Raw genomic sequence first — 11,019 nt, forward strand, 5'->3', positions numbered from 1 at the left:
GTGAGTACTTTCCAACACTTATGCGAAGTGCATCAGTTAAATCCAGCAAGCACCCTCTTTATTGACGATTCTATTCAACATGTTGAAGGTGCAAAAGAGGCTGGATTGATGGCTTATCACCTAGATAAGGGGGAAACTATTGAACAACTAGCTTTCTTACGTTAATCGAATTTATCGTTCATTTAGTCTAATGACCTCCTTGTTTATAGGTGCTATTCAGTAAATTGAAGTATGTATAAATGGGAAGGACAAGTATTGAACGAGAGTGATACAACAGCGCTAACTGATGTTTCATTAAACTTTGCTTCAGTTGATACTTTAGGACTTTCGGGAGATTTAAGTTCTTCCGTAGAATGGTCCAATTACCTATACCTCGTTTTATTCGTGGTTATCATTTATATTTTCTATGCTTTTATGAAGAGGAAAGGATAGATTCGTTTCATTTTGTGGGGTTAACAGTAAAACCGTCTAGTAATGCTAGACGGTTTTTATATACCTAAAATCTTTCGCGTTAAGCTATCCTCCAAAACGCTAACTCCTTCTTTTTTATTCATCTGTAAAAATTCGGTCTCTAAACTATTCAGTACTGCAACCTGATCAAAATTGTAAATTTCTCTCTTTTCGGAATTAATGCGCGTGGCACCTGATAGTCGCGGACTTTCCTCAATTGTAGCCAACTTTTCGGGTTGTACCTCTACCACCACCTCTTTAAATACTGTATCAGGATCTGCAGGTACAAGCACTTCCTTCTCAACATATTCTGTTAGGTATACTGTTTCGGGTTGCTGAACTGAATTCTTCATCAAAAAGTGATATCCCCCCAATAAAGCAACAAAAACAGCCGCAGCTTTCCAAAGCGTAACCTTACTTTGAAACAATACTAAGATTCCTCCGTTTCTCTTCTCTTGTAATGCCTTTAGCGCTTTAGAAGGCACCGGGACAACGAGCGTATTGTTATTGTCATCTTCAGCAAAGGTTTCCTGGGTCATGAAGATCACCAAGCGTTGTTCTTTATATTCCTCTGCTGACATTTGCTCTAAAACAAAGCTTGTCTCTTGGGGAGTTAAGGCTTCAAAATCTTTATTTTCTAATAAATGAAGTATGTCCATAATTTCTCTTTTTTAATGTTGAACTTTTGTAAACAAGCGCATTTTTTCTGCGAGTATTTGGGTGGCTTTATTCAATCTCGATTTTACCGTTCCCTCCGGTATATTTTGAGCTTGGGCTATTTCTTTCACTTTTAGTTCTTCAGAATAGCGCAACACAAAGGTTTCTCTGTAGGGAGAAGGCAAGGCAGCAATTTCTTCTTTCAATGCTTGATTTTTTAGCTCCCTATCCATTTTATCTTCAGCTTGATTACTTATCTGAAGGGATGTATTTTGAATTTCTCGTATGTCTCCAACATTTTTCCTGAAGTGATTTTTACACAAATTTGCCGCAATCGTAAACACCCATGTTTTAAAACTTTTGTTGCGGTCAAAACCCTCGGCAGCTTCCACTACTTTTAAAAAAACATCCTGCGTAAAGTCTTGTGCTCGGGCCTCATCTTGTTTCAACATCTTGTACATAAACAATAAAATACGCTGCGCATAACGACTGTAAAGTTCATTAAATGCCGATTCATCCCCTTTGGTAAGGCGATGCATCAGCTCTTCGTCTTTAAGTTGTTTATAGCTACTCAAGTTCCAATTGCTTTTTTACCAATCCGTAGTACTCAAAATTATGCGCAATGCGATGGATGATTTCCAGGGTTTCTTGGGCTTTTGCTTCTTTACTGATCAATTTATAATACTTGTAAAGATGCACTAAGCCAGGAACGTACATGTTGTTCATACGTAAATCTTGATTGGCCCATTCACTTGTATAATAATCGTGAATTAAAAGATCGGTATAAAATACTTCCTCAAAATTGTGTACCAAAATTGAAACATTATCTAGCTTCTCTTCACTGTATTGATAGAGTAAACCAACATTGTAGAGTTGATCTAGTTTATCCTGTTGGTCGTGTAACAACCCTCTTGAAGAAAAGTACAAGGTTCTAGCTCCCTTGTGTTCAATAATATGATTGATAATCTCAGGAAAAGACTTGTTTTCACCTTTTAATTCAGGAATGTTCAAGGTATTAAAAATGCGTTTGCGGTAACTTTCTATTTGTGCCAAAAACACGTTGAGCACCGTTAGATCTTGTCGTACGCTATCTGCGTGTTGGGCCACCCATAATGGATAGGTATCATTGTCTCCAGCCGTTAATATAATCGCATCTTTTTGAGCACCATTGAGCATGTTGTGCGCCAAAAGTAGAGTAGCTGGTGTAAAGTGTGCACTTTTCTTCCAGAGCTCCGAGACTTCCTTTAATTTATTGGGATTGTACTCATATACCTCGTAGATATTCATGAGTTCCGGATACACATCACTACTTTCTGGTTTTAACTTATGTGCATTGAGTGCATTGCTGATCAATTCTTTTCGCTGTTCTGGATTTTCAGCTTGGTAGATGGGTTTGGCCCACGACATAACATGGTAATAGGCAAAAGTATTGGGAATGTGTTTGGCCATTTGCTCCAAAACCTCTTCCTCCTTTTCGACCCATTCTAACCTTAGCGCTTCAGAATCCGCTTTACGACCTGCATAGCGGGTAGCCGCATAATAATTGGTCCAAGCATCTTCATTCTTCTTGTCTTTTTTCACCTCTTTCGCCCACAACTCATGTTGAGTAACATACCAATCATAAGAATTGATAACGCGCGTAAACGAATAAATTTCCTCCGGTTCTGCTATTTGCGCTTGTGCCGTTCCCATACCGAAAAAGACTACAAGACTTAAAATCATTAATTTTTTCATGGATGATGTTTTCCCGTATTACACAATAGACGAGAAAACGTTCGCGAGGAAATGGAAAGAAATGTTAAAAGACGAAGAGAGCCACCTTTTGAACGAGATGAAGAGTTGGCTAATTTGAACCCATGAAATAAATCTTCACAAAAGTATAAAGCAAAAAAAAAAGCACTTATTTCTAAGTGCTTTTTGCTCCTCCTCTTGGGCTCGAACCAAGGACCCTCTGATTAACAGTCAGATGCTCTAACCAACTGAGCTAAGGAGGAGTGTGCTTCGTTTGCGGGGACAAAGATATACATTCTTTAGACAACCGCAATGCTTTTGAGCAAAAAAAATTAAAAAAATTTGAAAGTTTTTTATTAATTATTGAATATCAATTCTTTAAAAATCGTCTTCATTTAGGGTGAAATCATCAAAGCCACCTGTACCCAAATCATTTTCGCTGTCATCTAAGTTAAATTCTTCCGTAGAAGTACTTCCTTGATCCTTACTTGGACGCAAAATATTGGTCTTAGAAACGTTTAACCTGATTTCTGTTTTAATGGAATTGTCGTCTTGCAAATACGCTTTTGGAAAAGGTGTTCCTACCAATTCTACTAACGCCCCTTTTTTAAGAAAGTCTAATATTCTAAGGTTGGCACCTTCTTTCTTCCAAATCGTACAGTTCACCCAGGTTGTTTTTGTTTTAGATTCTCCCGTACGTTTGTCTCTCCAGTTTTTATTGTGTGCAACCGGGAAGTTGATGGCGATTACTCCTCGCTCCATGTTTCTTACCGTCGCATCTTTACCTATGTTTCCTATGAGTCTTGTCTCAAAAACTGTAGCCATGTAATTTTTGTGTATTTAAAAGTGTATGTGATTGTTTCTTACAAAGTCTGCAAAATGAATGCTACTCAAATTTAACAATATAAGCGTCGGGGAAACCATTTTCCTTGACTTTTTTGAGCAGTGCTTTACAGTCTTTCTTCTTGGCAAACTTACCCACGTAGTACTTGTATTTGTACATACTTTTAGATTCCACTTTAATACGCTCCACGGTAACACCCAACTTTTTAAATTCGGCAATGTCCGTTTCTACAGGGTCTATACTAGACATGATTTGAATCTTGTAAACCTCACCACTCTGACTCAGCTCTTTTTCTGTATTGATGAAATTGATGTCTTTATGTTCTCGTTTGATGAAATCTCTAAAACCTCTGTACAATGCAGAAGCTATAATTTCTTGACCATATACTGAGTTCAAATAATTGGCTTCCGATGTATTGGTAACGAATCCACACTCTACTAAAACACTGGTCATTTTTGTATACTTCAACACTTGAACAGAATGACCTCTATCTTCACCTGTTTTTACACCTCTACTTCTTCGTTTTGCTCTGTTTTCAAATTGATCTTCGAATTCAGTGGCTAGACGAACTGCTTTTTTAGAGGCCCAATTGTGCACATGCGATTCTGTTCCATAAACAGAACTTCTGGCACTACCGTTACAGTGAACAGAGATAAAATAATCTGCGTTTAAATCATTGGCCATTTCTACACGTTCATCTAAAGAAGGATAAACATCTGTTTTACGCGTATAATGCACCTCTACATTGATCAGATTTTCTTCGATATATTTTCCAAATTTTAAAGCAATACTTAAGTTGAGGTCCTTTTCTGGTTTCAAGGCTTTATCCTGAGATAAATGTCCAGGGTCAGAACCACCGTGTCCAGGATCTATTACCACAATCACTTTATCTTTACCGAAAGCGATGATATTTAAGCAAAGGGTAAGTGCAAGAAGGAAAAATTTCATTATTAAACGTTTTAACTATCAAATTAAGCTAAAATCCTCACGTCTTAAACTTAAGGGTATTGAAGATTGTCAAGATAGCAATGTGTAAAAAGCTTAAGCCTCAGATTTTTGATAGAATTGTGATGAAAATACAGCCAGGAATAAAGCGATAAAAGTAACTCCTTGTTGCGTTTCTATGGTATCCTCTGGCAAAAAGCTAGCCAAAGCAATGAGCCCGAAAGCAAGGGCTAAAATATGCTTGTTGCTCACGGCTCTTTTTAAGAAAAGGAACCAAATTGAAAGAAAGAGAATTAAGCCCGGAATCCCGAATGTAATCCAAACCGTTAAAAATTGATTGTGCGCCCTGTTTCTGTGGTACTTATCTAATTTAGAGTCAAGGTCATCATAAGCCTTATCAAATTCATCCTGCACATCTCCTGTTCCTACCCCGAAATAAGGATTGTTTTTTATGATGTACCAGGCAGCCGACCAATGTTCGAACCTTTGTAATAGAGAATGACCGTTTGGATTACCGTTAGCCGCATAGGTTTGCAATTGCGTCTTCAATCCATTCAATCTATTCGTCACCCCGCCATTTTGAAATTCTATACTAGGTATACCTTGTTCAATAAACCTGACATCTTCCTCCGTCAATTGTGCTACGCCTTGGGCGTCTTTTCTCAAATTTTTAGAAGTTAAATATCTCCAGAGCGTGTATTTTACGTGTTGATTTTTTCTGTCTAAACTATCATAGGCTAAATCAGAACGCTCATTCCACTTTTTACGCATTTCATCCTCTGCCAAGTAGACCATCAATGGATAGCCATTTTCAAAAAAAGTGGAAGTAGTATCGTGGTAGTAAACAGTTCCCTGAGCACTTTTATATTCTAAATCACCATAGATGTAATTATCACTTTCTGGTATTAAAAATTGAACGATGCCAACAGTTACCGTTGTTGCCGCTCCTAAAAATAAAATCCAGAGGGTCCACTTTAAACTTTTAAGTTTCAATTTAGAAATGGCATAGAAAAACAATCCTCCCATTAAACATGCATAGGCAACTACCCCGCTTAAAACCTGACTGTAGAGTGCATAGTAAGAAAACCATGCAAAAAGTAGTGCATAGAGTATGTAATACTTCATGCGTTTTACGGTATAGAAAAGGGTTATTGCCGCACCAAAGACAACGAGTAAAGCGTACCGAATATGCGATCCAAATATGGACATTTCTCTGATATCGAGTATAATGCCTTCTTCTATTTTATCGTGATAATTATAGTAATTGATACTCGTGGTAACCAGTAAACTCAACAAGAAAAGGTGCAATCCAATTTTTACCTCTTTGGCTTTTAGCGGCCTTGCTCCATATACAAAAGGCAAGGCGAAAAGCGGCAATTTTATGCGAATGTCATGTAAAGCATAATCAAAATTAGAAGTGTAAATTAACCCTAGAAAATGAAAGCCAAAAAACAACAATGTTAAGGCAACAATTTTATTTTCTCTCAGGTTTTTCAAGTACTTAGCGAAGTGTGCTTCAAGTACTAAATTGAGTATGCACAACATGGTAGCAAGCGACAACACCACTTTATTAAGCGGGAGTCCGACGCACAGTGCAATGAAACACAATTGATGAATGAACGCATGGACACGATAGCCAAAAAGCTTGTCGAGCATAAGTAGAGTAGTTTCTTTTTATTTCTTAACGTTAATATGCAAGGTAGAATTGTATAATTTCTCATTATTTAATACCTCCATCGCTTTTTCCAAACTCTTATCGCTGATGAAACTATTTAAAACTCTACCTTCTTGGTAATAGTAACGCGCAACAATTTCGTTTTGCAACATTTCTTTAATTTGTGTTTTAAAACGGATAAGATCTTCTTTTTTTGAAGGTTTCAAAGCGGCTAACAACGCTTCAATCTCTTTTTCTGTACTTTCAAAATAACCTTCCATTTTAGCGACCTCTACTACCTCTTTCATTTTCTCCTCAGAAGCAGTATTGTACGAAAATTCCTTACTCAAAGCAAACGCTATAAATTCATCGTAGGCCTTATCACTCAAAACAAATTCCTCGGGTGCAGCTATGCTATCGTGTTTATGTTTGTAGTGTGTAGCGTAATCAAAAATGATGTTTTTCGCCAAAAGCATTGCTGCGAGTCTGCTCATATTTTCTCCTTCTACCGATATATCTGGCTCTATACCTCTACCGTCAATCACTTCTCTTCCATTTTTAGTGTAAAAGATTTGAAGTAAGGAGTCTGGAACTTCGTCTACTTGACCATCCACCTTATTAGAATAATCTAATTTCTGAACACATCTTCCTGATGGCGTATAGTATTTTGCAATGGTCAACTTCATTTTAGAACCGTATTTTAAATCAACTGTTCTTTGCACCAGACCTTTTCCAAAAGAGGTTCTTCCCACAACAACAGCTCGGTCTAAATCTTGTAACGTTCCACTTACAATTTCTGATGCGGAAGCAGAACCTTCGTTGATCAATACTACAAGGGGAATTTCTAAATCTAAGGGGTCTTGCTGTGTAACGTAAACTCTATTTTCTTCTTTCACCCTAGACTTTGTAGATACCACAACTTGCCCCTTGGGTACAAACATGTTTACAATTTTTACGGCTTCCATCAGCAAACCACCACCGTTGTTTCTTAAATCTAACACCAGCGATTCCATTCCCTCTTGTTTTAAGGATTGAAAAGCTTTGCTCACGTTGGCACTCGCCGTTTGAGTGAAGGAATTCAACGCAATATAACCTACTTTGTCGTCTATCATTCCTGAATAAGGAACATCTGGTAATTTGATCTCATCGCGAATTATTTTCGCCTCTCCCTCTCCAACATCAGGTCGTTTGTATTGCACAATAACTTCAGATCCTTTCAGTCCTTTCAAAGCATTAGAAACTTCTTCTGAGCTTCTATTTTTCATGTCACGACCGTCTATGGAAAGAATAATATCTCCAGCCTCCAAACCAGCATTATACGCAGGGTTGCCTTTGTAAGGTTCTGTTATAATCGTGTATTCTCCCACTTTCCTAATCGTAGCACCTATCCCACCGTATTGCCCCGTATTCATCATACGGAAATCTTCGATGTTGGCCTCATGGTAATACACCGTATATGGATCCAAAGCGCGCAGCATGGCATCAATGGAAGTTTTGGAAAGCTCTCCTGTATTGGGTTCATCTACATAGTACTTTTCTAAATTCATGTAAATGAGATCCATTAATTCCATGGATTTGATTACCTCAAAACTATTACTCTGTGCCTTTGATGTGCTATAAAAGCAAAGTAAACTGATAACAACGAAAAGATATTTTTTCATGTGCTTAATTTTCTATGTGTAGCGCTTGATTTAACTTCACCAAGGCCTTTTTCAATTTCGTTTCTATTAAATCGTAATCTGGCAGCTCTCTCCCTGTATACATAATAAATAAAGCGAGTTGCTGATTCTTCTCCTTCAATCCTTCTTCTAACTCCTGTCTGTTTTTCCTAAAAACTTCGCGCATCAAACGCTTAATTCTATTTCTATCAACAGCGCGTTTAAAGTTTCGTTTAGGAGCAGTTATAACGATTTGAAAAGGAATTTCTTTTGGAAGACTTGTGATTTGATAACGTATCATAAAAGGATATGATTTGATCCCCTCCCCTTCACTAAACAAGGCGTCGATAATTTTTCGACTGCACAGTTTATACTCCTTTCCAAATCCTTGATTCATATTACAAAGATAACAGAAGTACTCGCTTACAAAAACAGCTTTATTAATCGCAGAATATTTTTTGGCACAGCTTTTGAAAAGTGATTATTAAGCAACAAAAAACACATGAAAACACAAAAGAAATCTAAAGCCATTGAATTAATGTTGAGCACCAACTTGAGTGCCTACATTCAATTCTTAAATCAAGAACTTGTTAAGTAGTTAAAGTAATAGTTTATAGTTAGTACAGCAAAAAGGAGGTCCCGTAAAATGAACCTCCTTTTTTTATGTTTAAATCTTATGGTTTTGAAATAATTATTTCAAAGAGTTTTTGATTATTGAGCTTAGGTCTGCCCTCGTCATTACTCCGCTTCCTCGCCAGGCAATTTCACCTTCTTTGAAAACGATGAAACTAGGAACACCTCTAATCTTATACTTTGCCGCTAAAGCTTGATTTTTATCTACGTCAATCTTTAGTACGCGTAAATCCTTGCCAAACTCATTTTTTACATCGTCTACTACAGGGTGCATAGTTTGGCAAGGGCCACACCATGTAGCATGAAAATCTACCAATACTGGTACCTCTCCCTTTACTATTTCCTTAAAACTTTCCATTTTTATTTTTTTGCTTTTGATGGATCATATGAACTAAATAGGTTAATCCAAATGAGTCGACCAGCTCTAAAAGTAACCGGCGCTAAACCTAAAAGTGTTGCTACCACAATAATGATATATGCCCAATAAGGTGTATCTGGAAAGAGCAAATACGTACTTACAAAAGCTGCAACAGAAAATGCTACACTTACGGCGTAAGCAACGTACATAGCTCCGTAAAAGAAACCTGTTTCCATTTCGTATTTATGTCCACAATGCGAACACTTTTCCTCCATTTTATCAAATTTCTTGAAACTATATACCCTTTTGTAGGTAAATACTTTCCCTTCATGACAAACAGGACATTTTCCATTAAAGATGCTGTACAATTTTGTGCCTTTTAACCCCATGGTCTTCTATTTTTTGATCCCTTTGTTCACTTAACAAATATAAGGTTAAACACCCTTTTTATCTGCAACATTTGTTACGCAAAGCTATAATTTATTCAAGGTCTAAATAACGCTTTATCTCCGATATAGTACTAATGCATTAAAGACAATAAATAGCACATATTTCCCATCTAGCCATTCTAACAGATATTTTAAAGCTACTCTTGAATGATTTTGTTCTTGTGAAGGCTATATCAAATCGATACTTGGTTTTTTGGTAATTTCCTGACAACATAGCGCTATTCAAGCTCCTCCCAACCCTGCTTCTTTGTTTACGTTAAAAAATTAGCGACCTTTGCACCGGAATTTTACTATGGTACAGAAAACAAACATCAGAAATTTAACGCTTGCTGAATTAAAAAATCAATTCACAGGTATGGGCGAAAAAGCATTTCGAGCGAAACAAGTATACGAATGGCTTTGGAAAAAAAATGCCCATAGTTTTGAAGAAATGAGCAATTTAAGTGTGAAGTTACGCGATCAATTGAATGAATTATTTTTCATTGATGCCATAGCGTTAGATGACCAACAAATTTCTAGCGATAAAACGATTAAATGTGCTTTTCACGCTGGAGAAAAACAAGTTATTGAAGGTGTATTGATTCCAACAGCTTCTCGAACAACCGCTTGTATTTCTTCTCAAGTTGGTTGTAGCTTGGCTTGTAAATTCTGTGCTACTGGTCGACTTAAACTCATGAAGAACTTATCGGCTGGTGAAATTGTAGACCAAGTTGTTTACCTTAAGAACCAGGCAGAGCAACGTTACAACAAAAGTTTAACCAACATTGTATACATGGGAATGGGTGAACCTTTGTTGAACTATAAAAATATGCTCCGTAGTACAGAGATAATTACTTCTGAAGAAGGTTTAGGTATGTCGCCCAAACGTATAACTGTATCTACTGCCGGAATTGCCAAGATGATTAAAAAACTAGGTGACGATGAGGTAAAATTTAACCTTGCCCTTTCTCTGCACGCTGCTAACGATAAGAAGCGTAGTAGAATCATGGAAATCAACGACACCAACAATTTAGAAGTATTGGCAGATTCTCTGAAATACTTTTACAGTAAAACAGGAACACGTATCACTTTCGAATACATCATCTTTAAGGACTTCAACGATGCATTGGAAGATGCTCAAGAATTAGCTGAATTCTGTAAAAATGTACCGTGTAAAATCAACATCATCGAATACAATCCTATAGACGATGGTGAGTTCCAACAAGCTTCTAGAGCAAAAGTAGATGCCTTTGCTGCTTTCTTAGAAGAGCGTAACCTTATCGTGAACATCAGACGTTCAAGAGGAAAAGACATAGACGCGGCTTGCGGTCAACTTGCCAATAAAAACAAAGCGATAGAGTTAAAAGAAAGAGTACTAAAATAGACCCTTCTCCAATTGCTAAGGTCTGTTGGAGCATTAAACGCACCTCATATTTTCCTTTTTGCATTTACTTGAAGGGGGTGACTATTCCCATCATTTAATAATCGTCGCGTTGCCTGATTTCAAGTAAATGATGAAAATCCGCCATTCTACCGAGTAAAGGTAATTCTTCATTATTTCACCAATATTACCTACTCCAACCCCCTATTCAATTGGCAATCTCATTCCATATAAAAGACATTCGGCAGCATTGCGGAGCGTGAATAAAACATCACCTTTA

General features: G+C 37.1%; 12 protein-coding genes and 1 tRNA gene. 2 read left to right on the plus strand and 11 right to left on the minus strand.

All coding sequences use genetic code 11. From position 1 onward, the window contains the following. The first annotated feature begins 231 nt into the window (after positions 1–231). Positions 232–432, plus strand: a complete 201-nt coding sequence (locus R3333_RS08365) for a hypothetical protein (protein ID WP_318958335.1) — start codon at positions 232–234, stop codon at positions 430–432. Between the two features lie 56 nt (positions 433–488). On the opposite strand, the gene R3333_RS08370 is transcribed toward R3333_RS08365, so the two are convergent. The 11 genes from R3333_RS08370 to R3333_RS08420 all read right to left on the minus strand — a co-directional run bounded on the left by R3333_RS08370 (position 489) and on the right by R3333_RS08420 (position 9,319). Continuing rightward, entirely contained in the window at positions 489–1,109 is a 621-nt protein-coding gene (locus tag R3333_RS08370) for a hypothetical protein (RefSeq protein WP_318958336.1), read from the minus strand. A 12-nt stretch (positions 1,110–1,121) separates the two neighbouring features. Next, entirely contained in the window at positions 1,122–1,682 is a 561-nt protein-coding gene (locus R3333_RS08375) for an RNA polymerase sigma factor (RefSeq protein ID WP_318958337.1), read from the minus strand. After that, positions 1,675–2,841, minus strand: coding sequence for a hypothetical protein (locus tag R3333_RS08380; protein WP_318958338.1), 1,167 nt, complete (start codon positions 2,839–2,841; stop codon positions 1,675–1,677). The genes R3333_RS08375 and R3333_RS08380 overlap by 8 nt, the downstream gene beginning before the upstream one ends. Before the next feature lie 186 nt (positions 2,842–3,027). Next, positions 3,028–3,101, minus strand: a tRNA-Asn gene (locus R3333_RS08385). A gap of 115 nt (positions 3,102–3,216) precedes the next feature. Continuing rightward, complete coding sequence (locus tag R3333_RS08390; protein ID WP_318958339.1) at positions 3,217–3,663, minus strand: single-stranded DNA-binding protein; 447 nt, start codon at positions 3,661–3,663, stop codon at positions 3,217–3,219. A 61-nt stretch (positions 3,664–3,724) separates the two neighbouring features. Next, positions 3,725–4,630: an N-acetylmuramoyl-L-alanine amidase gene (locus R3333_RS08395; RefSeq protein ID WP_318958340.1), complete on the minus strand. Its 906-nt coding sequence runs from the start codon at positions 4,628–4,630 to the stop codon at positions 3,725–3,727. Between the two features lie 93 nt (positions 4,631–4,723). Next, positions 4,724–6,283 (minus strand): O-antigen ligase family protein, encoded by a 1,560-nt coding sequence (locus R3333_RS08400; RefSeq protein WP_318958341.1) that lies wholly within the window; start codon positions 6,281–6,283, stop codon positions 4,724–4,726. 18 nt (positions 6,284–6,301) lie between these two features. Beyond that, entirely contained in the window at positions 6,302–7,942 is a 1,641-nt protein-coding gene (locus tag R3333_RS08405) for a S41 family peptidase (RefSeq protein WP_318958342.1), read from the minus strand. 4 nt (positions 7,943–7,946) lie between these two features. Continuing rightward, complete coding sequence (locus tag R3333_RS08410; protein ID WP_318958343.1) at positions 7,947–8,336, minus strand: ribonuclease P protein component; 390 nt, start codon at positions 8,334–8,336, stop codon at positions 7,947–7,949. Between the two features lie 294 nt (positions 8,337–8,630). Continuing rightward, positions 8,631–8,930, minus strand: coding sequence for a thioredoxin (gene trxA, locus R3333_RS08415; protein WP_318958344.1), 300 nt, complete (start codon positions 8,928–8,930; stop codon positions 8,631–8,633). A 2-nt stretch (positions 8,931–8,932) separates the two neighbouring features. Next, entirely contained in the window at positions 8,933–9,319 is a 387-nt protein-coding gene (locus tag R3333_RS08420; protein WP_318958345.1) for a DUF983 domain-containing protein, read from the minus strand. A 352-nt stretch (positions 9,320–9,671) separates the two neighbouring features. On the opposite strand from R3333_RS08420, the gene rlmN reads away from it, so the two are divergent. Further along, positions 9,672–10,742: a 23S rRNA (adenine(2503)-C(2))-methyltransferase RlmN gene (rlmN, locus tag R3333_RS08425; RefSeq protein ID WP_318958346.1), complete on the plus strand. Its 1,071-nt coding sequence runs from the start codon at positions 9,672–9,674 to the stop codon at positions 10,740–10,742. The last annotated feature ends 277 nt before the right edge of the window (positions 10,743–11,019 follow it).

This window comes from Lishizhenia sp. (assembly GCF_033720595.1).
In the GTDB taxonomy this organism is placed as follows: Bacteria; Bacteroidota; Bacteroidia; order Flavobacteriales_D; family Crocinitomicaceae; genus Lishizhenia.

Coding starts and splice junctions, on each gene's coding strand:
- R3333_RS08370 (WP_318958336.1), bottom strand. CDS start 1,109: ATGGACATACTTCATTTATTAGAAAATAAAGATTTTGAAGCCTTAACT.
- R3333_RS08395 (WP_318958340.1), bottom strand. CDS start 4,630: ATGAAATTTTTCCTTCTTGCACTTACCCTTTGCTTAAATATCATCGCT.
- R3333_RS08410 (WP_318958343.1), bottom strand. CDS start 8,336: ATGAATCAAGGATTTGGAAAGGAGTATAAACTGTGCAGTCGAAAAATT.
- rlmN (WP_318958346.1), top strand. CDS start 9,672: ATGGTACAGAAAACAAACATCAGAAATTTAACGCTTGCTGAATTAAAA.
- R3333_RS08420 (WP_318958345.1), bottom strand. CDS start 9,319: ATGGGGTTAAAAGGCACAAAATTGTACAGCATCTTTAATGGAAAATGT.
- R3333_RS08390 (WP_318958339.1), bottom strand. CDS start 3,663: ATGGCTACAGTTTTTGAGACAAGACTCATAGGAAACATAGGTAAAGAT.
- R3333_RS08400 (WP_318958341.1), bottom strand. CDS start 6,283: ATGCTCGACAAGCTTTTTGGCTATCGTGTCCATGCGTTCATTCATCAA.
- R3333_RS08365 (WP_318958335.1), top strand. CDS start 232: ATGTATAAATGGGAAGGACAAGTATTGAACGAGAGTGATACAACAGCG.
- R3333_RS08380 (WP_318958338.1), bottom strand. CDS start 2,841: ATGAAAAAATTAATGATTTTAAGTCTTGTAGTCTTTTTCGGTATGGGA.
- R3333_RS08405 (WP_318958342.1), bottom strand. CDS start 7,942: ATGAAAAAATATCTTTTCGTTGTTATCAGTTTACTTTGCTTTTATAGC.
- trxA (WP_318958344.1), bottom strand. CDS start 8,930: ATGGAAAGTTTTAAGGAAATAGTAAAGGGAGAGGTACCAGTATTGGTA.